The following is a 22,400-nucleotide window of genomic DNA, read 5'->3' as shown; positions in this document are numbered from 1 at the left end:
TGAACCACTGCATAACGCTGTGCAGCTTCTTCCAGATGGTCTGGCGCGTCACGCTACCTTCCAGAGAATGACAACGGTTACTTTCAATCTGGCTCCGTGAAAACACCAGGTCATCATCAACGAAATTACTCTCCAGCCGGTTACGCAGGCGCTTAATGATGCCGGGCGGTAGCTGCTTGGTGTCGTGCTTCACGTCAGCCCGGGATACCAGCTCAAACACGATGGCCTGTTCCTCGGCGGTCATGTCAGCGGCCAGTTCGTCGCAGCTCACGCTGTCCCACTTCATGTAGGCGATATGGTCTGCGGCCAGACGTGCGGCGTCCTTGCGCTGCTGGCGCACAATCTCGATGCCTTTTCGGGTGGCGCGGGCTTCGGCGGCCTTGGTCTGTTTGGCAACCACGATAGTGGCCTGTCCGGTTTCCCAGTTAATGCAGGAGTAGCGCAGGGCGCACACATCGCTGGTACGCCAGCCAGTGCAGACGGAAATATCCCACCAGAGCAGCAACCATTCCGGCTGCGTCTGCTGGATGCGTTCGCGGAGTTTGCGCTGTTCTTCGCGGTCATAGACAGGCGTCATGGTGCGTGATCCGCGTGTGCTGATTGCGCTTACAACGTTGCCACGCAGTTCACGCGCTCTGGCGGTCAGGGTCTGGAGATTAAGCATGGCGCACCTCCTGAACGGGCAGACGGCCTGCAAAGACTATCACGAAGCCAGCAGGCGACATTTCACGCGCTGCACGCTCTGACGGGGCGACGATGTGGATGATGGCGCTGCCGGTGGCGCAGAGAGCCAGGAAGCGAAAACGGAAATTAGGGTGATTTTGGACAGGGATCGTCATCATGGCGATGAACTCCAGTAACAGTCTAAAACTGTCACCGCCTGAGTTGCTACGCTCATAAGGGGCGGTGACGCTGGCGGGGGTAGCAATACCGGCGTTACTGGAAACCGGCCAGCCCGAAGGCTGCCCCACCAGCGCCACCATTGACACGGTACGGATCAAAGCCGCTGTGAATGGATGCGCTGAGGCGTCGACACAAAAAAAGACGCGATTATATATGGCGTCTGGTGTCGCCAGTAACATACACGGGTTGCTACGCCCGGTCACGGATTTTGCCGCGACAGGGAGAAGATAGCAGGCATTTTCAGAATAAGGCAAGGAAAAGTTTTCTGCGCCTGCCAGCCAGCAAGGGATCGAGCCAAAGGGCTGACCTGCACTTTTCGTGTAGGTTGGTTTTTCACCTCCGAAATTTTCGTAGGTCAGGGGGCTAATTGTCGGATAGCCCGAACAGACGCCGGGATCAACGCTGGCGGTAATAACTGGAGTTTTCACACTGGCTGGCTTAAAATCAGACTTCTCACGGTACTGATTAGCCGCCTGCATTTCGGGGCGGTTTTTCATTTCCATCAGGCTGCAGCCTCCCCGCCCATTTCTCCGGCCTTTCGACCAAACGGATTGTTGACGTTATCGACAGCAGGCGGGTTACGCACCCACCACAGCACATCTGAGAGAAGCCAGGCACAGCTATTGCGGCCAAAATGGCAGCGGGCCGGAAAGCGGCCTTCCTGCTCCATCTTCCAGCGACTGGAGCGCGAAAGGCTGGTAATTTCTCCGCACTCATCCTCACGAATACGCTTGTCGTATTTGAAAGCGTACTCATCGAGAATGGCGCGGCGCTGCTCCGGGTTAGGCGGGGTAAATAAGGTCTCTGGCATGTTGCCTCCACTGTTTCTGTGTTTCGTGGAAGCAAGAATACTGTCTGGTTATCCAGCTTTCCATTGAGAATGGAATCTATTAAAAAAACCATCAAATCCATTGAAAGAAGCCAAATCCATTGAAATATGCGGATTGATACATCTATCCCGCCCTTGCTTATAAAGTATTGTTATTCTAGTGAATTTTACTGATATTTCAGTAATTTTCCTCGCAATGCCATGAACGACAGTGAACGGACAGGAACCCCCGTGAACACTGATGAAACGTAATGAGACATAATGAGCGAGAATGAGAAGAAATATAGAAAGTTGAGAAAAGTTAACCGGTGAGTTTGTTACTATTATTCATTATCGATCAAAGCTCTTAAGGCTAACGATGCTTTAGCGGAAAATGTTGATTTACCAACCCCCTTTGTCGTCAAAGAACCGTTTTCAATCAATACAAGTACGTCATTATAAATTTCAGAAATAGTTGGCTTTTCATAGCTTCCATACTTTTTTGTAGGATGTTTTTGTGCCAATAGCTGTAGAAGAAGCCCCATCATCTTAAAAGTGCCAACTTCTTCATCAGACTTTCTATGTTGACCTCTACCTGATTTTCTTACTTGTGCTACAAGTTCGACAAGTGTTCTTCCTCCAAATGCCATCATGTATTCTTGCCAGTCATTGCTATAGTGGAAAGCTATAACCCCCTCTTTAACTCTTTCAATGATTTCTTCCGGTGTTATTTCCTCCATTAAATAATCATACGCAGCAGCAAAAGCTAAATCGGCGTTTATTTCTTCATTAACGCTTGCAACGCGAATATTTAGATAGCGAATGTTTCTGATAACTGCTTTTCTAGTCTCTTGAATTTCTTCAATATATTCTTCGCTCAAGTCTTTTGTTTTAGTGTTAGGGTTTATTGCATAAAGAGAATTAACAACTTCAGCGATAGTAACCAGTCTTTGGGCAACTAATCTCTCATAGGCGTTTCTGTTAAACATTTTCATTTTTCACCAGCCTTTAATAAAACAACATTTTCATGCCTAGTTGACAGAACATCGAGACGGTCAAGCCACTTATTCAACGCGTCCAGCTTTTCAGGCAGATACAGACTGCGATTGTAAACCGCCATGACGCCGCCCAGAGAATGCCCCAAAAGCAATTCAACTATGTGCGGCGGGATGCCTAAATCATTCATGTAGGTTGAGAACGTGCGGCGCAGATCGTGCAACCGCCAGTGCTCATCGTGCCCCAGCCTCTTAGCCACGTATGCGCCAACCTGGCTAACTGCGGTATTCTTTTTCATTTCGCCCAGCAAATAGCCTGTATGCCTGTTTTCTTCCAAAAGCCGGGTAATCATCGGGATTAGTCTGTCAGGAATTGGCCTGATTATTTTCTCGCCTGACTTGCTGTGTTTCTCTGGTACCGTCCAGAGGTTTTCCCGTAAATCCCATTCTCTGATTTCTGAAAGTCTCAGTTCTACCGTTCGGGCCCCAAAAGCCAGCAGCAGGAAAATAATGTTCTGATAGTAGGGTGCAAAGAAGTCGCTATGCAGGGCGGTGAGCAGATCGCGTAATTCACGGTTCGACAGAACACGCTTACGCCTGTTCACCTTTACCCCGATATCCTGCATCGTCAGGCCGTCCAGCGCGTGGTAAACGGCAAATCGTCGCACCCGGCAAAACTTAAAAGCCTGCTGTGACATTTGCAGGAGCATCCCGGCCACGCTGGGGGCTGTTTTCTTTGTCCGGGCAAGGCAGGTCAGCCAGTGGTGCGTTTCGCAGTCAGAAAGGGCCATGTCGCCAATATGGGGCATGATGTGGTTATCGAAGCGTTCACGGTATCTGGTGTCGTTGACGAGGTTTCCATCAACATATTCAGTCAGCCAGTAGTTAATCGCATCCCTCACCGTGGCAGGCTTAAGCGTGGTCTGTCTGTCCAGCTTTAGCATTCTCTGCGGATCCAGCCCTTCTGCAAGCCACTGGCGGCACTGGTCGCGTAGTTCCCGCGCTTTAGACAGGCTCAGGTCAGGATATCGGCCCAGCGTAGCCAGCTTAGCCTCAGCCTCACGTCCACCCAGGCGGTATTTATAGAGCCACGTTACGGATCCAGTTTTGGTAATGCGGACCATAAGGCCTGCACCGTCAGAAATTTTTTTGATTTTCTCTGCCGGAACACCAAGGAATGATCGTAGCTTTCTGTCGCTGAGCCTGTTTATGGTCGATGCCATTCTGGTTTACGCCGATTTTGTTACCCCACCGATTACCCCACAGTCTGCCGCATAACTACGCAAACGTCAAAAAGCACTGGAACAATATACAGTGGGTTTTGGGCGTTAAGTGTTTGATAAATAATGAAATAGAGAAAGCATAAGAAAGCACAAAAACCATAAATGATAATTGTGGCGATAACTCAACATAAAAAAGGGTATGTCCGCGGTTGAAGCTAAAAATAATCAAGTTGGCCCGATTATAACGACAGATAAGAATAATTGCTGGCATTTCGCGCACGGCAGCGGGCCTCTGGCCCTGGATTACAGGGTAAACCTTCTACGCCATCGGTGTGTTAGCCTGTTTTATCCTCTGCTATGGTTAATCCAAACGCCGGCGGAAGGCCAGCCTGGCGCTATTCTGCTATTCATGACCGGTTACACCATTGATTTTCAGCATTCCAGACCGCATGTTAATAAGATTGCGTTGCGCGATTCATCGCGCCCCACACATTGTTAAAGGACTGCGCTATGACTAATCCGTTACTCACCTCGTTCACGCTTCCCCCGTTTTCGGCGATTAAGCCTGAGCACGTGGTGCCTGCCGTGACCGACGTTTTAAATGAATGCCGGGCGATGGTGGAAAAAGTGGTAGCGCACGGCGCACCTTACACCTGGGATAATCTTGTCCAGCCGCTGGCAGAAGCCGACGATCGCCTGAGCCGTATTTTTTCGCCGGTCAGCCATCTGAACTCGGTTAAAAACAGCCCGGAACTGCGTGAAGCCTACGAGCAAACGCTGCCGCTGCTGTCTGAGTACAGTACCTGGGTTGGTCAGCACGAAGGGCTCTATCAGGCTTACCGGGATTTAAAGGAAGGCAGTCATTACCGCACGCTGGATCAGGCGCAGCAGAAAGCCGTCGATAACGCCCTGCGTGACTTTGAACTGTCCGGGATTGGTCTGGAAAAAGACAAGCAGCAGCGCTATGGCGAAATTGCCGCGCGTTTGTCTGAGCTGGGCTCTGCCTACAGTAACAACGTGCTGGATGCCACGATGGGCTGGAGCAAGCTGATCACTGACGAAAGCGAACTGTCGGGCATGCCGGAGAGCGCACTGGCCGCAGCGAAAGCGCAGGCTGAAGCCAAAGGTCAGGAAGGCTGGTTGCTGACGCTGGATATTCCCAGCTACCTGCCGGTGATGACCTACTGTGATAACGCCGCGTTGCGTGAAGAAATGTATCGTGCTTATTCCACCCGCGCCTCCGATCAAGGCCCTAATGCGGGCAAATGGGATAACGGCCCGATTATGGCCGAGGAGCTGGCTCTGCGCCACGAACTGGCTCAGCTGCTGGGTTTCGACTCCTTCGCGGATAAATCGCTGGCAACCAAAATGGCGCAAAGCCCTGCTCAGGTGATCGATTTCCTGAACGATCTGGCCGACCGCGCACGTCCACAGGGCGAGAAAGAGCTGGCGCAGTTGCGTGCTTTCGCGAAGAAAGAGTACGGCGTGGAGACCATGAATCCCTGGGATCTGACCTACTATGGCGAAAAACAGAAACAGCACCTCTACACCATTAGTGATGAGCAACTGCGTCCTTACTTCCCGGAATCCCGTGCGGTGTCTGGCCTGTTTGAAGTCGTCAAACGCATCTATGGCATCACCGCCAAAGAGCGGACGGATGTGGATGTTTATCACCCGGATGTGCGTTTCTTCGATCTGTTTGATGAAAGTGGCGAGCTGCGCGGCAGCTTCTACCTTGACCTGTATGCGCGTGAGCATAAGCGTGGCGGCGCGTGGATGGATGACTGCGTTGGGCAGATGCGTAAAGCCGATGGCAGCCTGCAAAAACCGGTCGCTTACCTGACCTGTAACTTTAACCGTCCCGTCAATGGTAAACCGGCGCTGTTCACGCACGACGAAGTGATCACCCTGTTCCATGAGTTTGGTCACGGCCTGCACCACATGCTGACCCGCGTTGAGGCGGCTGGCGTGTCAGGCATTAACGGTGTGCCATGGGATGCGGTGGAACTGCCAAGTCAGTTCATGGAGAACTGGTGCTGGGAGCCGGAGGCGCTGGCGTTTATTTCCGGGCACTACGAAACCGGCGAGCCACTGCCTGAAGACCTGCTGAATAAGATGCTGGCAGCGAAAAATTACCAGGCGGCGTTGTTCATCCTGCGCCAGCTGGAGTTCGGTCTGTTCGATTTCCGTCTGCATACTGAATTCAACCCAGAAAAAGGCGCACAGATCCTGGAGACGCTGCGCGAAGTGAAAAGCAAAGTCGCCGTGGTTCCCAGCCCGGAATGGGGCCGCTTCCCGCATGCGTTCAGCCATATCTTCGCGGGCGGATACGCAGCGGGTTATTACAGCTATCTGTGGGCCGATGTACTGGCGGCGGATGCGTATTCACGTTTTGAAGAAGAGGGCATTTTTAACCGCGAAACCGGTCAGTCCTTCCTCGACAACATTCTGACGCGCGGCGGTTCGGAAGAACCGATGGAGCTGTTTAAACGCTTCCGTGGCCGTGAGCCTCAGCTGGATGCCATGCTGGAACACTACGGTATTCAGGGATAAGCCGTACGTGAAAATTTGTTTGTTTGATGAAACAGGCGCCGGTGACGGTGCCTTATCTGTTTTGGCCGAACGCTGGCAACTGACGCATTGTGACGATGCGGTGCTGGCGCTGGTAAAGACCGCAACGCATCTTGAACTGCGTAAGCGGGATGAGCCTAAACTGGGCGGCATCTTCGTGGATTTTGTTTCCGGTGCCATGGCGCATCGCCGGCGTTTTGGCGGTGGCCGTGGCGAAGCGGTAGCAAAAGCGGTCGGCATTAAAGGCAGTTACCTGCCCGATGTGGTGGATGCGACCGCCGGGTTAGGGCGCGATGCGTTTGTGCTGGCGGCCTTAGGCTGTCGGGTGCGCATGCTGGAACGGCATCCCGTGGTGGCGGCACTGCTGGAAGACGGGCTGGCGCGTGGCTATCAGGATGCGGAAATTGGTGGCTGGCTGCGTGAGCGTCTTTCACTGATTCATGCCTCCAGTATTCAGGCACTCACCGATATTGCGCCACCGCCAGATGTGGTTTATCTCGATCCTATGTATCCCCATCGACAAAAAAGCGCCATGGTGAAAAAAGAGATGCGGGTGTTTCAGTCATTAGTCGGCGCGGATGAGGATGCGGATGCCTTGCTGGAACCGGCCCGCCGTCTGGCAAAGAAGCGTATCGTGGTGAAACGTCCTGATTATGCGCCACCGCTGGCCGGTGTCGGTACGCAGTCTGCGGTGGTCACGAAAAGCCACCGCTTCGATATCTATCCGCCGCTCGCGGAGTAGTCATGTCAAGCCGGTCGGCGACGACGTTCCTTCACGTCAACCGCCCCGGCTTTTTTCGTGCGGGTTATTCGTCATCCTCGTCGCGCAGTGGCACGATCAACATGTCGATATGCACGGTGTTGATCAACTGACGCGCTGATGACATCAGCTTGCTCCAGAAGTCCTGATGATGACCGCACACCACCATGTCCACGTCGTATTTTTTAATCGCATCGACCAGCACCTGGCCCAGATCGCCACTGCCGCTCAGGGTTTCGGTGATGGGATAGCCCGCCGCATCTGACAGATTTTTCAGCGCCAGATGGGTTTCTTCAGAAATCCGCTTTTGCATATCGCCCAGGTTGACGTCAATCAGGCCGGTGTACAGATCAGAGTAATTCACATCGACATGAATCAGCGAAATTTTGGCGTCGTAAGGGCGCGCGAGCGAGACAGCTTTATCCACTAATAACTGACTTTCTGGCGAAAGATCGACTGCAATCAGGATATGTTTATAAGCCATGATATAACTCCTTCCACGAGATTCAGAATGGCAGCGGTTTCCAGACGCGTCACAGCTGCGAAATCCATTGCGCGAACGGGCGATGAGCGCCACCAAAATGGGTAACCTGCAATACAGGCAATGCTTTTGTTATACCTGAAAGTATAGCCCTGTGTGTTAACAAATGCTTCTGAAGCCGTCTGGCTTGTGAATAAGATCAATGATGAACGATTTTTACTCGTATAAAACGAAAATCCTCGCTGGTAAAAAATTGAACATTTCTCCTAAACTAAAAAAAGCAGCCTTGATCACATGGCTGTTACTTTTCTGATGATTCAAAAATAAAACTACAAATCGCTTAACGGGGTTGTTGGCAAATTCTGCAGGGACTGTTCAGCACGGTGCGCGTTCTGCACTGTTCTGCGGTGCCGGTAAGGAGGGTGACATGATCAGCACTATCGCGCTTTTTTGGGCTCTTTGTGTGGTATGCCTTGTAAATATGGCGCGCTATTTCTCTTCGTTGCGTGCGCTGCTGGTGGTTCTGCGGGGTTGCGATCCCCTCTTATACCAATATGTTGACGGCGCGGGTTTTTTCACCTCCCATGGTCAGCCTGGCAAGCAGGTGCGGCTGGTCCGCTATATCTGGGCAAGGCGCTATCTTGATCATCATGATGACGAATTTATTCGCCGGTGTGAGCGGGTAAGAGGCTTGTTTTTGTTGACCAGTTCGCTGTGCGGATTAGTCATTATCAGTTTGATCGCCCTGGCTATCTGGCATTAAAAAGGGCGACCGAAGTCGCCCTGATGTGCTGCTTACTCAGATGAGCTTCAGCGCTATCCAGTAGAGTGAACCTGATAACAAAATACAGACCGGCAGGGTGAAAACCCAGGCCATGGCGATGTTTTTGATCGTTTTACTCTGCAGTCCGCCACCGTCGACCAGCATGGTGCCGGCCACGGAAGACGAAAGGATGTGGGTCGTGGAAACCGGCATGCCGGTGTAGCTGGCAATCCCTATGGACACTGCGGCAGTAACCTGCGCCGACATGCCCTGCGCATACGTCATGCCTTTTTTACCGATTTTCTCACCGATGGTGGTGGCCACACGGCGCCAGCCAATCATCGTGCCGATTCCCAATGCCAGTGCGACCGCCATGATAATCCACACCGGGGCGTACTCAATGGTGTTCAGCAGGTCGCCTTTGAGCTTGCCCAGGAAGCGTTTATCCTCTGGCGAGGTTTCCGGCAGCTTCGCCGCTTTATCGGCCGTATCGGAAATACACAACAAGAGGCGACGCATCTGGCTGCGTTGCTCAACCGACAAGTCGTTGTAATTTTGCAGATTGTTCAGAAGCACCTGCGCACGCTGCACGGCCTGAAGCGCACGCGCACTGTCGCAGTGAAACTCTTTGGGACTGGTGGGTTCGACTTCTTCCGGCGTGGGCAGCTTAGGCGGTGCCATCTGGATAATATGGGTCAGTGATTCGCTGTGCTGCTGGTAATACTGTTCCAGGTGATTCACAGCATCGCGCGTTCGCGTGATGTCGTAACACGACGCGTTCATATTGACCACAAAGCCCGCTGGCGCAACGCCAATCAGGACCAGCATAATCAGACCAATGCCTTTTTGCCCGTCGTTAGCACCATGTGAATAACTGACGCCAATGGCGGAGACAATCAGGGCGGTACGGGTCCAGAAAGGCGGTTTTTTCTTGCCGTCAATCTTCTCACGGTCAGCGGGCGTCATATGAATGCGTGCACGCTTTTTAGTGTTGCTCCAGTAACGGCGCAGAAGGAAAATCAGGCTGCCCGCAATCACCAGACCGACAATGGGGGAGAGAATGAGCGACAGGAAGATATTCAGCACTTTCGGAATGTTAAGCGCATCCACCACCGATGTCCCGCTCATTAACGCATTGGTCAGGCCAATACCGATAATCGCGCCGATCAGGGTGTGAGAACTGGAGGCCGGAAGCCCTAAATACCACGTTCCCAGGTTCCAGATAATCGCGGCCAGCAGCATGGAGAAGACCATAGCAAGACCGTGAGCGGAGCCAACATTGAGCAGCAGATCGGTCGGGAGCATATGCACGATGGCGTAAGCCACGCTTAATCCGCCGAGCAGCACGCCAAAGAAATTGAATACCCCAGCCATTAACACAGCAAGCTGAGCACGCATAGCGCGTGTATAGATGACCGTCGCAACCGCGTTGGCCGTATCATGGAAGCCGTTAATTGCTTCGTAAAACAATACAAACAGCAGAGCAAGAACCAGTAACAGGCCGGTGCTAAGATCGAGACCAGCAAACAGATGTAGCATAGACGTTACGCCATTTTGGAGGACATGAACGCGGCGCATTATCCGCGACAATATGTGGTCTGGGAAAGGAAAATATAGACCTGAACCGGCTTAAAAGTGTCAATTTTGTAAGCTTAAAGGCGTAAATTCCTTAAAAATTATAAAGTTACATTATGACATAATTGCGGCAATTTTTTGACACTGGCATCAACGAAGGCAGATCACTACAATCTGCCCCTCTTTTATCAGGTGGACAATGGCAGTGGAACAGTTTGACGTTATCGTGATTGGAGCAGGGGCCGCGGGGCTTTTTTGTGCCGCGCAGGCTGGACAGCGCGGTCGCCGCGTATTACTGCTGGATAACGGCAAAAAGCCGGGCCGCAAGATTTTAATGTCAGGCGGCGGGCGCTGCAATTTCACCAATCTCTATACCGAACCGGCCGCCTACCTGTCGAATAATCCCCATTTCTGTAAGTCAGCGCTGGCGCGTTATACCCAATGGGATTTTATCGATCTGGTGAATCGTCACGGCATTGCCTGGCACGAGAAAACGCTGGGGCAACTGTTTTGCGATGAGTCTGCGCAGCAGATGGTCGATCTCCTGCTCGCCGAGTGTGAAAAGGGGCGCGTGACCCTGCGTTTGCGCAGCGAAATCCTGAGTGTAACCCGCGATGAAGCGGGCTACGTCCTGCAGCTCAACGGCAGCAGCGTACAGGCAGAGAAGCTGGTCATCGCCAGCGGCGGGCTTTCCATGCCGGGCCTGGGCGCGTCACCGTTTGGCTATAAAGTGGCCGAGCAGTTTGGGTTAACGGTGTTGCCAACCCGTGCCGCCCTGGTGCCTTTTACGCTGCATAAACCCCTGCTTGAACAACTGCAGACACTGTCCGGTGTGGCGCTGGACACGAGCATCGAAGCGAAAGACGGCACCGTCTTCAAAGAGGCGATGCTGTTTACCCATCGTGGCCTGTCCGGCCCGGCGGTCTTGCAGATTTCCAGCTACTGGCAGCCGAGTGAGTTTATCTCGGTCAATCTCTCGCCTGCCACGCCGCTGGATGCGTTCCTCACGATTCAGCGTGACGCGCACCCGAATCTGAGTCTGAAAAACAGTCTGGCGAAAATTCTGCCTAAGCGCCTGGTCGAAATCTTACAGGAAATGCAGGTGGTGCCGGATGTCACGCTGAAGCAGCTGAACAGCAAGCAGCAGTCAGCGCTGGTGCAGACGTTGCACAACTGGCAGGTGCAGCCCAACGGCACGGAGGGTTACCGTACCGCTGAAGTCACGCTGGGCGGTGTGGATACGACTCAGCTGTCATCTAAAACAATGGAAGCACGTGACGTGCCGGGACTCTATTTTATCGGTGAGGTCGTTGACGTGACCGGCTGGCTGGGAGGCTATAATTTCCAGTGGGCCTGGAGCTCGGCCTGGGCTTGCGCGCAGGCCGTGTAACGAGCTTCGCCATCAGTGACGCGCTCAGGCATAGCGTGAAACCGCATAGTCTGCGTGCGCAATCTCGGGCTGTTTGCCTGAAATCACATCACTTAACAGCTGGCCGGATCCGCAGGCCATCGTCCAGCCCAGCGTGCCATGTCCTGTGTTCAGCCACAGGTTGGTGAAATGTGTATGACCGACAATCGGCGTGCCGTCAGGCGTCATCGGCCGTAATCCGGTCCAGAAGGTCGCCTGCTCAACGCGGCCGCCACGGGGATAAAGGTCGTTTACCACCATCTCAAGCGTTTGCCGTCTCGCGGGCAGCAGGGTTTTGCTGTATCCTACGATTTCCGCCATACCGCCGACGCGGATGCGATTATCAAAACGCGTGATGGCAATTTTATAGGTTTCATCCAGTACCGTGGAAACCGGGGCACCGGCCTCATCGGCGAGGGGAATCGTCAGGGAATAGCCTTTCAGCGGATACACCGGAATGTACATCAGTGGTCGAAGCAACTGGGTAGAGTAAGCGCCAAATGCCATAACGTACCCGTCTGCCGTCAGCGTCTGATCGCCACAGACAATCCCCCTGATCCTGTCACCTTCGCTCAGTAGCGCATCCACCTGCGTGTTAAAGCGGAACGTGACGCCGGCATCGCGCGCCAGGGCGGCAAGTCGCTGGGTAAACAGCTGGCAATCGCCAGTCTCATCGTTAGGCAACCGTAAACCTCCCGTCAACTTGTGCTTGACGTCAGCCAGTGCAGGTTCGACGGTCGCCAGCTGGTCGGCTTCAAGCAGTTGATACGGCACGCCAGCCTCCTGCAGCACGGCAATATCACGCGCTGCGTTTTCAAACTGCTGTTCTGTGCGAAACAGCTGCAGGGTGCCGCCCTGGCGTCCTTCATATTCAATTCCTGTGCTGGCCCGCAGCGCACTGATGCAGTCACGGCTGTACTCTGCCAGTCTGACCATCCTGGCTTTATTGACGGCATAGCTGTGAGAATTGCAGTTTTTCAGCATCTGCATCATCCAGGCCAGCTGGAAGCGAGATCCATCCGGCCGTACCGAAAGGGGCGCATGGCGCTGCACCATCCACTTCACCGCTTTAAGCGGCACGCCTGGTGCGGCCCAGGGCGCGGCGTAGCCAGGCGAGATCTGACCGGCGTTGGCGGCGCTGGTACCCAATGCCGGGCCCGCTTCGCGTTCGATCACGGTGACCTGATGCCCTGCCTGCTGCAGATACCAGGCGGTGGTGACGCCCACCACGCCGCTGCCAAGCACAATGATTTTCATCGCAATGTCTTCCTGAAAGAGTGATCGTTAAAAGGTGGTCGCGTTGCGCCACCCGCTTGATGTGTTGTGAATCAGGCATGCATAAGGTTATGGGCCAGCCAGCACCTGACCGCCCGCCCGTCATCCTGAACGCGCAAAGGCTGAGGCGTGGCACAGCCACTTGTTGCCTGCGGACAGCGAGCGCGAAAGAAACAGCCGGTTGGCAGGTGGCGGTTACCCGGTAGTTCGGTGTTGACGGGAGCCCCCTCCAGCGGCGCGCCAATGCGTGGCACAGAGTCCATCAGCAATTGCGTATAGGGATGCTGAGGCGAATCGAGAACGTGCTGAGCCGCGCCCAGTTCGACAATCTGGCCCAGATACATGACCGCAACGCGATCGCTCATGTGACGGACGACCGAGACGTTGTGAGAGATCAGGATATACGTCAGATTGTACTGCTGTTGCAGTTCCACCAGCAGGTTCAGAATCTGCGCCTGGACAGAAATATCCAGTGCCGAGGTAGGTTCATCCAGCACAATGATGTCGGGTTGGGAGGACAGTGCCCGGGCGATGGCAATGCGTTGACGCTGACCGCCGGAAAACGCATGCGGTGGACGGTCCAGGTATTCCGGGCGAATCCCCACCTGACGGGCCAGGGATTCAGCCAGGGCGCGTCGCGTTTTTTCTGACGCGCGTGACTGAATCCAGACCGGTTCGGTCATGATACGCCAGACCGGCAGGCGGGGATCCAGTGACGAGAGCGGATCCTGAAAGACCATTTGCATGCGACGTTCCTGGCCTCCGCCAGCGGCGGTGGCCAGGTCAAGCTGACCCGTTGTCGGACTCAGCATGCCCATCAACAGTTTCGCCAGGGTGCTTTTGCCGCAACCGGATTCACCGACAATGCCCAGCGTTTCGCCCTGTCTGACCTGGATATCCAGGCCATTCAGTGCATGAACCCGTTCCGTCACTTTGCCACGCCAGTTCTTCTTCGCAGGAAAGGCAACGTGTACGTTTTGTAGCGTGAGCAGAGCATCAGACATGGCGCGTCTCCTGTTGTGGATACCAGCAGGCTACCTGCTGGGCAGCGTTGCCCGTTGCCTGTAAACGTGGTGCGCGGGTGCAGCGTTCGCCTGCCGCGAAGCAGCGCTCGCGAAACGCACAGCCCGAGGGCAGGCAGGTCAGGTTGGGGACGGTGCCGGAAATGGACGCCAACGGGGCGCGCGGTTCGCTGGCATCGGGCGAGCAGGCAAGCAGGCCAATGGAATAGGGATGGCTCGGTGAATGCATGACGGTTTCTGTCATGCCGCTTTCAATGACTGCGCCGGCGTACATGACGTAAATCCGGTCGCACAACTGCGAAACCACCGCCATATCGTGGCTGATAAACAGCACCGCCGTGCCCGTTGCCTCCGCTTTTTGTTTTAACAGGCGCAGTACCTGACGCTGTACGGTGACATCCAGCGCGGTCGTGGGTTCATCGGCAATCAGCAGATCGGGTTCACAGGAAAAGGCCAGGGCGATCATGACACGCTGACGCATGCCGCCGGAAAGCTCGAAGGGATAGCGCGCCATCACGTTCTTTGCGTCCGCGATTTGCATATCGCCCAACAGCGCAAGCGCCCGTGCGTTGGCCTCACGGGCTGACACGGGACGATGTTGTCGAATGACATCTACCATCTGCTTGCCGATGCGGCGAGTGGGATTCAGGGCGGTCATGGGTTCCTGAAAGATCATGGCAACGCGATTGCCGCGCATTTTACGCATCGCGGCCTCACTGGCGGTCAGGACATTCTGTCCCGCCAGTTCCAGTTTGCCGCTTTTGATCTGATAGCTGTGTTCGGGAATCAGCCGCATCGCCAGCATGGCGGTGACCGATTTCCCCGAACCGGACTCCCCGACTACGCCGACAATTTCACCACGGTTAATGTGCATGGACACATTGTTCAGCACATTCACCTCGCCCTGATAGACCGGGAAACTGAGGCGTAAATCCTCAATCGTCAGGATTCTCTCTTGCATCAGTGACGTCCTCCTGCTTTCGGATCCAGCAGATCCTGAATCCCATCGCCAAACAAATTGAATCCAACGGCGGTGATTAAGATCGCCGCGCCGGGGAAGGTGCAGTACCACCACTGGTCCAGCACGTAGTTGCGCCCGTTCGCTACCATCGCGCCCCATTCAGCGGTCGGTTGCTGCGCGCCTAAGCCAATGAAGCCCAGCGTCGCGGCCATCAGAATGGCGCTGCCGATATCCAGCGAGGCCTGTACCACCAGCGGCGGCAGTGCATTACGCAGGATATGCCAGCTAATCAGATGCCAGCGCGAGGCACCAAAGGTTTTGGCGGCTTCGACAAAGGTATGCTGTCTGACAATCAACGTCTGACCGCGTGCCAGCCGGACGTAAAAAGGAATACGCACAATGGCGATGGCGAGCATGGCGTTAAACAGGCTCGGTCCCAGCGCCGCGGCCAGCGCCATGGTCAGCACCAGCGAAGGGATAGACAGCATGATGTCCATCAGACGCATAATGAGCGCATCGCTGCGACCGCCCAGAACACCGGACAGACAGCCCAGTAATGAACCGCTGATGCCCGCCAGCAACACCACGGCCAGTCCGGCCGCGACAGACTGCTGGCTGCCGACCAACACGCGACTAAACAGATCCCGGCCCACTTCATCGGTGCCAAACCAGTGCGCAGCACTGGGCGGCTGAAGACGGTCGGTCAAACTGATGGCATTCGGATCGTGGGGCACCAGCCAGGGCGAGAACACCATCAATCCCAGCATCAGGACAATAATGGCGGCCCCCAGCAGGGTCAGTGGACTTTTACGCACCATCCAGAGGCGACGCTTCCAGACGAGAAGCGTGGGTTTCGCCTGACGTACAGCAGGCTGTTCTTGCGTCATCATCATGCGTTACGCTCCCCGACCCATGCGCGGGTCAATCCACAGATAAAGAAGATCCACAAACAGGTTGACCAGCACGTACGCAAAGGACACGACGATGGCAAAACCCATCACGGCGGGAAAATCGAGTGCCTGAATCGAGGACACCACGTACGCGCCCATACCGGGCCAGGCAAACACGGTTTCGGTCAGGACGGCACCATACAGCAGGTCACCCAGGGCCAGCCCCAGCACGGTCACAGAGGGGATCAGGGCGTTGGGCAGGGCATAGCGCACGACGATAGTAAACTTAGGCAGTCCGCTCGCCAGCGCAGTGCGAATATAGTCTTCGCTTAACTGTTCCAGCATGGCCGAGCGAATCTGACGCGCCACGATGCCCAGATGGACAAAGGCCAGCGTGGTGGCAGGCAAAATCAGATGCTGCAGGGCGTTCATAAAGACCTCAGTATTGCCCTCCAGCAAGGCATCAACCAGGTAGAAACCGGTGATGCGTGTGGATGGATCAAGCCAGTCATCCAGGCGTCCGCCGCCGGGCAGCAGGTTCAACTTGCCATAAAACAGGACGATGGCACCCAGTCCCAGCCAGAACGCCGGGATCGAAATACCGGTCAGCGCCAGCAGACGCACCAGATGATCAAGCCAGCGGTTGCGATAAACGGCAGAAAGCACGCCCAGCGGCACGCCGACCAGCAGCGCGATCAACAGCGCACAAAAGGCCAGCTCCAGCGTGGCGGGAAAGAATGCCCGCAAATCATCTAACACCGGGCGGCCTGTGCGGATCGAGGTGCCCAGATCGCCATGCAAAAGTTGCTGTACATAACGGATAAATTGTTGCCACAGCGGTAAGTCCAGCCCTAACTGCTGGCGGATGTGTTGGACAATTTCATCACTGGCACGATCGCCGGCCAGCAGCCTGGCCGGATCCCCGGGAATAAGATGCGAAATAATAAACGTAATGACGCAGACGCCAGCGACGACCAACAGCAGTCCCCAGCTACGCTGTCTTAACAGACTCCAGTAACTCATCATGTCTTCCTCAGCAGGGCCAGGCAGGCCCTGCGTGAACGGGCGTGAAGGTTGTTATTCTTTATGCATGGTGGCGAGGTTAAAGATTTGCTCCAGCATCGGATTAAACACGTAGCCTTTAACCGACTTATTCATCGCAACCTGATAATTTTTCTGGAATAAATACACGTAAGCCGCATCGTTAATCACGATCTGCTCGGCCTGCTGGTAATCGCGGGTCCGTTCAGCCTGACTGGTCGTGGAAACCGCTTTCTTCAGCAGCGCATCGACCGCCGGATTGGAATAAAAAGAGCGGTTGCCGGGCAGACCTTTTTTGTCTGATTCAAACCAGTAGTTCATGAACATGTAGGGATCGGCAAAATCCGGGCTCCAGTTGCCAATGGCAATGTCATAGTCCGCTTTACCGATACGCTCGCGCATGGTGGCGTTGGCCAGTTTTTCCAGCTTAACGTTGATGCCCAGCGTCTTCAGATTGGCCTGCATGGAAAGGGCAATCGGCTCCCAGTTTGGATCGTTGTCCGAATAGAGAAAGGACAAGGTCTGCGGTTTGCTGGGCAGTTTAGCCAGTTCAGCCCTGGCTTTATCCATGTTAAAGCTGTACTGCATGGCCTGAGGATCATAGCCCCACATGCCTTCCGGAATCGGACCGCGCATCTGTTTACCGTTGCCGCCCAGAATGCCCTGTACCATGCCCTGGTAGTCGGTCGCCCAGGAGATCGCTCTGCGTAAATCAGGCTGATTCAGCGGTGCTTTGCTGTTGTTCAGATAGAGGTAGGTCACACGCAGGGCGGGATAATCCATGACGGTGACGTCACCTTGCTTCTTCAGCGCGGCGAACTGGTCTACCGGTAACGCATCGGCAATATCGACATCGCCTTTTGCCAGCTGCAAACGACGGGCAGAGCTTTCGCTGATAATTTTCACGGAAACGCGCTTAAAGGCCGGTTTAGGCCCCGTAAAGTGCGGGTTAGGCACCAGCACCAGCTGCTGACCTTTCTGCCAGCGTTGCAGCATATAGGCACCGGATCCTGCGGTATGCTCGGCCAGATAGCCGCGCGCATCATCGGCGGCGTTCGCTTTCAGCACGGCAGGGTTAATAATGGACGCGCCGTCATTCGCGAGCGTATAAAGAAACGGTGCGAACGGGGTGTTCAGCGTGAAACGCACGGTATGCGGATCGACTACCTCGACTTTCATGTCGGCTGGAAAGGCTTCCGACGGGCCTTGTTTGATACGCATCAGACGCTCAAAAGAGAGCTTAACCGCCTCAGCATTCACGGGTGAGCCATCGGCAAACGCGGCATCCGGACGTAGCGTAAACGTCCAGACCTTGCCATCGTCACTACTCTGCCAGCTTTGAGCCAGATCGCCCTCGATCTCCGTGGTGCCTTTACCGTCTTCTGTTTTGTATTTGATCAGGCGCTGGTAGGCAGGATACGTAACGGTCCAGTCATTGTTATCAATCGTCACCGCCGGATCCAGCGTCTGCGGATCGGCCGCTTTTCCGATCACCAGCATGTCTTTCGGTACCGCAGCCAGCACGGATGTCGTCGTGGCCGCGAGGGTAATAGCAAGTAACAAAGGGCGAAAATAACGGGGTGCTGTGTGCGTCATTGTCATGGTAAAACTCCGTCAGTCTGGGCTGGGGATATGCAGGTGAAAACATCGTTAATCAGCGGATAACGGGCCGCTTCCGGTAACTCGAAATGCCACCATTCGGTCGCAATGCCAGTAAAGCCACCGCCAAACATCACGGCATTAAGCAGTAGCCTGTTGCGCTGAGCAGCCAGCGGCACGTCGGGATGGTAGGGGTGCGATAGCGCCTGCATTTCATCAAACCCGGTTCCCATATCCAGAATGTGCCCGTCAGCATCGATTAGCGTGACATCAATCGCGGTGCCACGGCTGTGATTCGAGCCTTGCGATAAAGGCACGACGTAATTCTGATCAGGACAGGCGTGCCAAAGCAGCTCCTGCGCTTTTTGTGGGCGATAGGCGTCCAGCACCAGCAGCGTAAAACCCGCCACGCTGGCAATAGCAATACTTTTCTCCAGCGCGACGGCGGCATCGGGATGCAGCAGGCAGCGGGCTACGCTGTAGATGGGCAGGCCCGTGATGTTATCGGCGGTGGCATATTTCAGATCGATAGTCAGCGCCGGAAAGGCCACTGCGATATCGACCAGCTCTGTTTCCTGCATCATTCTGTAATCCCTGTTTTATCAATGTTCAAACTGACCAAATTCCTGCTGCAACAGTCGGTTTTGTGCCAGGCGCTGAGAAAGCGCGGGGCCAAGGCGTTCGACAACTGCAGACAGCAGAAGGTTGAAAAGGCAACTGATGGGGGCCAGCGAATCCCAAAAATTGGCGGTGTCCGTTTTTACCTGGAGTAAATCCACCGGATAATCCCGGGCCCACGGACACCAGATATCGGTAACCAGCGCCATCGACACGCCACGTGCGGTGGCGACCCGACAAAACTGTCTTGCTACGGTGGAATAGGCTCGCGTATCCGTAAGAATGACGTAAGGCTTTGACGACTCGGAGTTCAGCGACTCCAGCCAACTGCCCGAGCTGCCATCGGCATAGGTCACGCGCGGTCGCAGATATTCCAGATGACTGAAGAAGGTGTTCGCGATGCCCCGGGTGGACTGAATCCCCAACACGATGACGGTTTCGGCCTCGGCTATTTGCTGGCTGATATGGCGAAAGGTCTCCGTCTGCGCCAGTTGGTAGACATAGCGGATAGCCTCTAACTCCATTTGTAGTGACTGGCTGGCCGGATCCGGCAGCGTGCGTTGCTGCTCCCATGAATCAAGGCGGTCAATTACGCCCCATTGCTTGTACGGCGTATTGGGCACATCGCGCAGCAGGTTTTTCACATCATCAAGATTTTTAAATCCCAGCTTGCGCAAATAACGCCCGACAGTAATTCCGCTGGTGCCGGTCGCCTGGGCAATGCTGTCCGCCGTTTCAAAGGGGATTTGTTCGGAATGGCTGAGCAGCCACGAACTTATCCGTTTTTCGCTGGGCGTTTGCTGACTAATGGCAGCCTCGATTTTTTTCAGCAGTTCGGTGTGAGCGCTCATGTCGTCCTCAATGTTACCTGGCTGTCATTGCTCGCAATGTTGTTATTTAAGTAACAAGCACAATGCATGCCAGTTTGCCCTGGCCTGTTAAAAAACAGCCACGTCAGGTGATTATGTGCAACGGAATGGTGGAGTTGATAGCCTGCCGATAAATTAAGCGCAATCGAGGTGCAACGTAATTGAAACTTGCATCACACTAGTGCAACAAAATAACCCGGTAATGTGATCCAGACTGAAGAAACGATGTTCCTCTTTCCGCGTACGAGCGAGTGGCCGATCCTTTACGTCGGGGCCGGCAACAAGGTGCGTACGATGCACGGCGCTGTCGACCGCCGCGATGAGCTGCCATCAGGCGACAAAAGCGGTTTGTGCACTGTCGTTTTATGGCGTGCATCGGGCAGACCGGATTGCGTTAAGAAGGGCATCATCGTCAGGGATGAATGAATTCGTTTCGCCATCTTTTATAAAGGGGGAGAGCAGAACGCGAAAAAATCAGCAACATTTACCGCTTCGTTAATCAGGCTTTTAAGAATGTTTACCGGCAATAAAATGGCAGCAAAGCCAATTCGGTCACATACTTGTGTTTTTTAACTCAGTAAGTGACCTGTCATGATCAGCTTTGTTCGTTCCTTGTTCGCCAGCCCGGGGCTTTGTTGAATAATAGGTAATCATTCTGTTTTGTCTGCACTGTTTTGGTAGAAAACGCTGATGCCAGACAGAACACCGTCATACGCAAGCATGTAATGCATTGATTTTATGTTATCTGAAACAACCGTTTTCATAGTACCACAGCATAAAATCCATTTATTCAACAAAGCCCCAGCCCGGATAAATTCCTCCAGATAATGAGCCGCCAGGACATAAACGACTCCATTGCCGATGGTGAGCGCATTATTATCGATGAAAACGGTAACGCCGCGGTCAATATCCTCAGTGAGGAAGTAAAGGAGGATTTCAACCGGCACGTCAATAGCTTAAAAGGAGTCTGAGGTGGGTACCGCGATTTTTATGGTATTGATGGTAAGTGGTTACTGGTACACCAGTCGGGATCTTTCCAGCCGTTTCAAAATGCGCCGTACCTCAGGCTGGGATGTCTATTTTCTGGTGGCGTTATACGGTTGTATATTCGTGCTTCAGGGGGTTTTTGCCACCGCATTTATTTGGTTTGTCTTATTTATTATTTCCTCCGTTTCTAACGCGCTTTATATTTTCCCCGGCGATCATCTTCAGCTGCAAATGAAGTTTATGAACTGGAGCTTTTTAGGTATTCAGGCACCGGTAGTCATTATGCTGACCTTCGCCATTCTGTTTTGCCTTTATCGCTCGAACTGGGCGGGCAGCGCACGGCTTAATGTCTCTGGCCGAAAAGACCTCTATCAAAAACTCTCCCGTTCTAACGGCGTCGAGCAGATGCTTTTCCAGTGCATGGAGGAGGGGGAGCTGGCATGGATCACGCTAAAATCGCGACGCATCTACATAGGCATGGTGCATGCGGCAACTTTTGAATATGAAAGCACCGCCAATATCGTGCTCATTCCGATGCTGAGCGGTTATCGCGACAGCCATACATTAAAGCTGGCGGTCGAACATAATTACAGTAGCTGGTACGCCGAGCACGGCATCACGCTGGATTCAGAACCCAAAAATGCCATGGCGTTTCGCAAAGTGATCATGCTGGACCAGATCGAGAGCTTCTCATTGTTCGATCCCGCCAGCGCGACAGCCCTGGCAATGGGGGAAGATCATCCGCAGAGTGTGGAAAAGAGCCGGGATGGCAACAAATCTTCGCCGCCTGATCAGCAGATTGAATAACCCAGGCAGGGCGTATCAGGACACACAGCAGGGTCGGAGCGGCGGTATCCGCACAAAACAGCCTGTATAATGCAGTGCGTGCGCTAACCCGCCTCTACTCTGCTTACTGACTTCATCAACGAGGACAATCCTATGGCTCATCAGGGGAAAATCTTAGTTATCGGCGCGTCGCGCGGCATCGGACTTGCCGTGGTTAACGCGTTTGTAGCCCATCACTGGCAGGTGACGGCCACATACCGCAGTGCTATTCCGCCACAAGGCGAGCCCCCTGAGGTTGACTGGCATCAAGTGGATATAACGGATACCGACGCGGTTAAACACGTTGCGGTCCAGCTGAGTGGAGAGCCTTATGACGCCATTTTGATTAATGCAGGCGTTTACGGGCCAGCGCATCAAAAGTTGGCCGAGACGGATGACAGCGAACTGATGCAGCTGTTCCCGACCAATGCCGCCGCGCCGGTACGTTGCGCTGAGATTTTGCTGCCGTTGCTGAATCAGCAAAAGGGCGTGATTGCGTTAACGTCTTCGCAGCTTGCCAGCCTGAATGAGAACCGCAGCGCGGACGCTCCTCTGTATTCGGCCAGTAAAGCGGCGCTCAATATGTTGACCCGTTCCCTTGCCAGAGGGGTAGAAGCGCAGAATGGCACGCTGTTAACGCTGCATCCCGGCCGGGTGAAAACGGATATGGGCGGCGATAAGGCCCCCCTTACGGCTGAAAAAAGCGCGGAAGGGATCTTCACGCAGTTGACGATGTTTCAGGGGCGCGGTGGTCACCACTATGTGGACTACGCGGGAAAAACGCTGCAATGGTAATGGCGTAAAGGAATTCGCCCTCAGGCCTTCA

23 protein-coding genes are annotated in these 22,400 nt (G+C 54.2%); 8 read left to right on the top strand and 15 right to left on the bottom strand.

What is annotated here, in order from left to right:
* The 5 genes from F7Q90_RS09905 to F7Q90_RS09885 all read right to left on the bottom strand — a co-directional run.
* Positions 1–664 (bottom strand): integrase (locus F7Q90_RS09905; RefSeq protein ID WP_151160888.1); only part of this gene is annotated, 664 nt, incomplete at its 3' end.
* Entirely contained in the window at positions 657–1,406 is a 750-nt protein-coding gene (locus tag F7Q90_RS09900) for a host cell division inhibitor Icd-like protein (protein ID WP_006121105.1), read from the bottom strand. The genes F7Q90_RS09900 and F7Q90_RS09905, both read right to left, overlap by 8 nt.
* The gene (locus tag F7Q90_RS09895) at positions 1,406–1,714 is read right to left on the bottom strand and encodes a helix-turn-helix transcriptional regulator (RefSeq protein WP_006121104.1); all 309 of its coding nucleotides are present in this window, start codon (positions 1,712–1,714) and stop codon (positions 1,406–1,408) included. Before F7Q90_RS09895 ends, F7Q90_RS09900 begins: the two co-directional genes overlap by 1 nt.
* Before the next feature lie 341 nt (positions 1,715–2,055).
* Positions 2,056–2,706, bottom strand: coding sequence for a hypothetical protein (locus F7Q90_RS09890; protein WP_044242708.1), 651 nt, complete (start codon positions 2,704–2,706; stop codon positions 2,056–2,058).
* On the bottom strand, positions 2,703–3,917 hold the full coding sequence (locus F7Q90_RS09885) for a tyrosine-type recombinase/integrase (protein WP_237166124.1): 1,215 nt from the start codon (positions 3,915–3,917) through the stop codon (positions 2,703–2,705). Before F7Q90_RS09885 ends, F7Q90_RS09890 begins: the two co-directional genes overlap by 4 nt.
* On the opposite strand from F7Q90_RS09885, the gene F7Q90_RS27620 reads away from it, so the two are divergent.
* The 3 genes from F7Q90_RS27620 to rsmJ all read left to right on the top strand — a co-directional run bounded on the left by F7Q90_RS27620 (position 3,856) and on the right by rsmJ (position 7,242).
* Complete coding sequence (locus F7Q90_RS27620) at positions 3,856–3,984, top strand: hypothetical protein (protein WP_257789148.1); 129 nt, start codon at positions 3,856–3,858, stop codon at positions 3,982–3,984. The two genes, F7Q90_RS09885 and F7Q90_RS27620, sit on opposite strands and share 62 nt — an antisense overlap.
* 455 nt (positions 3,985–4,439) lie before the next feature.
* The gene (gene prlC / locus F7Q90_RS09880; protein WP_006121102.1) at positions 4,440–6,482 is read left to right on the top strand and encodes an oligopeptidase A; all 2,043 of its coding nucleotides are present in this window, start codon (positions 4,440–4,442) and stop codon (positions 6,480–6,482) included.
* A 7-nt stretch (positions 6,483–6,489) separates the two neighbouring features.
* On the top strand, positions 6,490–7,242 hold the full coding sequence (rsmJ, locus tag F7Q90_RS09875) for a 16S rRNA (guanine(1516)-N(2))-methyltransferase RsmJ (protein WP_006121101.1): 753 nt from the start codon (positions 6,490–6,492) through the stop codon (positions 7,240–7,242).
* A 64-nt stretch (positions 7,243–7,306) separates the two neighbouring features.
* Here rsmJ and uspA read toward each other — a convergent pair whose 3' ends face one another.
* On the bottom strand, positions 7,307–7,744 hold the full coding sequence (uspA, locus tag F7Q90_RS09870) for a universal stress protein UspA (RefSeq protein WP_006121100.1): 438 nt from the start codon (positions 7,742–7,744) through the stop codon (positions 7,307–7,309).
* 424 nt (positions 7,745–8,168) lie between these two features.
* Between uspA and uspB the strand changes: the two genes are divergently transcribed.
* Positions 8,169–8,504: a universal stress protein UspB gene (uspB, locus tag F7Q90_RS09865; protein ID WP_006121097.1), complete on the top strand. Its 336-nt coding sequence runs from the start codon at positions 8,169–8,171 to the stop codon at positions 8,502–8,504.
* Positions 8,505–8,540: 36 nt separating this feature from the next.
* Here the strand turns inward: uspB and pitA are convergent, their stop codons facing one another.
* Positions 8,541–10,043 carry an inorganic phosphate transporter PitA gene (gene pitA, locus F7Q90_RS09860; protein WP_006121096.1) on the bottom strand — a complete coding sequence of 501 codons (1,503 nt, stop codon included), beginning with the start codon at positions 10,041–10,043 and terminating at the stop codon, positions 8,541–8,543.
* Between the two features lie 241 nt (positions 10,044–10,284).
* Here pitA and F7Q90_RS09855 point away from each other — a divergent pair, with 241 nt between their 5' ends.
* The gene (locus tag F7Q90_RS09855) at positions 10,285–11,469 is read left to right on the top strand and encodes a BaiN/RdsA family NAD(P)/FAD-dependent oxidoreductase (RefSeq protein WP_006121094.1); all 1,185 of its coding nucleotides are present in this window, start codon (positions 10,285–10,287) and stop codon (positions 11,467–11,469) included.
* Positions 11,470–11,493: 24 nt separating this feature from the next.
* Here the strand turns inward: F7Q90_RS09855 and F7Q90_RS09850 are convergent, their stop codons facing one another.
* The 8 genes from F7Q90_RS09850 to F7Q90_RS09815 all read right to left on the bottom strand — a co-directional run bounded on the left by F7Q90_RS09850 (position 11,494) and on the right by F7Q90_RS09815 (position 19,744).
* Positions 11,494–12,744 carry a D-amino acid dehydrogenase gene (locus F7Q90_RS09850; protein ID WP_006121093.1) on the bottom strand — a complete coding sequence of 417 codons (1,251 nt, stop codon included), beginning with the start codon at positions 12,742–12,744 and terminating at the stop codon, positions 11,494–11,496.
* Positions 12,745–12,815: 71 nt separating this feature from the next.
* Positions 12,816–13,766 (bottom strand): oligopeptide/dipeptide ABC transporter ATP-binding protein, encoded by a 951-nt coding sequence (locus F7Q90_RS09845; protein WP_006121092.1) that lies wholly within the window; start codon positions 13,764–13,766, stop codon positions 12,816–12,818.
* Complete coding sequence (locus F7Q90_RS09840; protein ID WP_006121091.1) at positions 13,759–14,745, bottom strand: ABC transporter ATP-binding protein; 987 nt, start codon at positions 14,743–14,745, stop codon at positions 13,759–13,761. The genes F7Q90_RS09845 and F7Q90_RS09840 overlap by 8 nt, the downstream gene beginning before the upstream one ends.
* The gene (gene ddpC, locus F7Q90_RS09835; RefSeq protein WP_006121090.1) at positions 14,745–15,638 is read right to left on the bottom strand and encodes a D,D-dipeptide ABC transporter permease; all 894 of its coding nucleotides are present in this window, start codon (positions 15,636–15,638) and stop codon (positions 14,745–14,747) included. The genes F7Q90_RS09840 and ddpC overlap by 1 nt, the downstream gene beginning before the upstream one ends.
* Before the next feature lie 3 nt (positions 15,639–15,641).
* Positions 15,642–16,658, bottom strand: a complete 1,017-nt coding sequence (locus F7Q90_RS09830; protein WP_006121089.1) for an ABC transporter permease — start codon at positions 16,656–16,658, stop codon at positions 15,642–15,644.
* Between the two features lie 54 nt (positions 16,659–16,712).
* Positions 16,713–18,278: an ABC transporter substrate-binding protein gene (locus F7Q90_RS09825; RefSeq protein ID WP_006121087.1), complete on the bottom strand. Its 1,566-nt coding sequence runs from the start codon at positions 18,276–18,278 to the stop codon at positions 16,713–16,715.
* Positions 18,275–18,859, bottom strand: coding sequence for a D-alanyl-D-alanine dipeptidase (gene ddpX, locus F7Q90_RS09820; RefSeq protein WP_006121085.1), 585 nt, complete (start codon positions 18,857–18,859; stop codon positions 18,275–18,277). The genes F7Q90_RS09825 and ddpX overlap by 4 nt, the downstream gene beginning before the upstream one ends.
* 18 nt (positions 18,860–18,877) lie before the next feature.
* Entirely contained in the window at positions 18,878–19,744 is an 867-nt protein-coding gene (locus F7Q90_RS09815) for a MurR/RpiR family transcriptional regulator (RefSeq protein WP_006121084.1), read from the bottom strand.
* Positions 19,745–20,550: 806 nt separating this feature from the next.
* Between F7Q90_RS09815 and F7Q90_RS27135 the strand changes: the two genes are divergently transcribed.
* The 3 genes from F7Q90_RS27135 (at position 20,551) to F7Q90_RS09805 (ending at position 22,369) form a co-directional block, all read left to right on the top strand.
* Complete coding sequence (locus tag F7Q90_RS27135; protein ID WP_237166123.1) at positions 20,551–20,733, top strand: hypothetical protein; 183 nt, start codon at positions 20,551–20,553, stop codon at positions 20,731–20,733.
* Position 20,734: 1 nt separating this feature from the next.
* Positions 20,735–21,556, top strand: a complete 822-nt coding sequence (locus tag F7Q90_RS09810) for a hypothetical protein (RefSeq protein WP_006121083.1) — start codon at positions 20,735–20,737, stop codon at positions 21,554–21,556.
* 132 nt (positions 21,557–21,688) lie between these two features.
* Positions 21,689–22,369 (top strand): SDR family oxidoreductase, encoded by a 681-nt coding sequence (locus F7Q90_RS09805; RefSeq protein ID WP_006121082.1) that lies wholly within the window; start codon positions 21,689–21,691, stop codon positions 22,367–22,369.
* Positions 22,370–22,400: the final 31 nt, after the last annotated feature.

Origin of the sequence: Pantoea stewartii subsp. stewartii (genome assembly GCF_008801695.1) — a bacterium.
Lineage (GTDB): Bacteria > Pseudomonadota > Gammaproteobacteria > Enterobacterales > Enterobacteriaceae > Pantoea > Pantoea stewartii.
The sequence above is the reverse complement of the archived record's forward strand: the minus strand, read 5'-3'. Positions and strand labels throughout refer to the sequence as shown.

Excerpts from the sequence above, each read along its gene's own strand:
- F7Q90_RS09900 (WP_006121105.1), bottom strand. The coding sequence starts at position 1,406 with ATGGAAATGAAAAACCGCCCCGAAATGCAGGCGGCTAATCAGTACCGT.
- F7Q90_RS09895 (WP_006121104.1), bottom strand. The coding sequence starts at position 1,714 with ATGCCAGAGACCTTATTTACCCCGCCTAACCCGGAGCAGCGCCGCGCC.
- F7Q90_RS09890 (WP_044242708.1), bottom strand. The coding sequence starts at position 2,706 with ATGAAAATGTTTAACAGAAACGCCTATGAGAGATTAGTTGCCCAAAGA.
- prlC (WP_006121102.1), top strand. The coding sequence starts at position 4,440 with ATGACTAATCCGTTACTCACCTCGTTCACGCTTCCCCCGTTTTCGGCG.
- uspA (WP_006121100.1), bottom strand. The coding sequence starts at position 7,744 with ATGGCTTATAAACATATCCTGATTGCAGTCGATCTTTCGCCAGAAAGT.
- uspB (WP_006121097.1), top strand. The coding sequence starts at position 8,169 with ATGATCAGCACTATCGCGCTTTTTTGGGCTCTTTGTGTGGTATGCCTT.
- pitA (WP_006121096.1), bottom strand. The coding sequence starts at position 10,043 with ATGCTACATCTGTTTGCTGGTCTCGATCTTAGCACCGGCCTGTTACTG.
- F7Q90_RS09850 (WP_006121093.1), bottom strand. The coding sequence starts at position 12,744 with ATGAAAATCATTGTGCTTGGCAGCGGCGTGGTGGGCGTCACCACCGCC.
- F7Q90_RS09845 (WP_006121092.1), bottom strand. The coding sequence starts at position 13,766 with ATGTCTGATGCTCTGCTCACGCTACAAAACGTACACGTTGCCTTTCCT.
- F7Q90_RS09840 (WP_006121091.1), bottom strand. The coding sequence starts at position 14,745 with ATGCAAGAGAGAATCCTGACGATTGAGGATTTACGCCTCAGTTTCCCG.
- ddpC (WP_006121090.1), bottom strand. The coding sequence starts at position 15,638 with ATGATGATGACGCAAGAACAGCCTGCTGTACGTCAGGCGAAACCCACG.
- F7Q90_RS09830 (WP_006121089.1), bottom strand. The coding sequence starts at position 16,658 with ATGAGTTACTGGAGTCTGTTAAGACAGCGTAGCTGGGGACTGCTGTTG.
- F7Q90_RS09825 (WP_006121087.1), bottom strand. The coding sequence starts at position 18,278 with ATGACAATGACGCACACAGCACCCCGTTATTTTCGCCCTTTGTTACTT.
- ddpX (WP_006121085.1), bottom strand. The coding sequence starts at position 18,859 with ATGATGCAGGAAACAGAGCTGGTCGATATCGCAGTGGCCTTTCCGGCG.
- F7Q90_RS09815 (WP_006121084.1), bottom strand. The coding sequence starts at position 19,744 with ATGAGCGCTCACACCGAACTGCTGAAAAAAATCGAGGCTGCCATTAGT.
- F7Q90_RS09805 (WP_006121082.1), top strand. The coding sequence starts at position 21,689 with ATGGCTCATCAGGGGAAAATCTTAGTTATCGGCGCGTCGCGCGGCATC.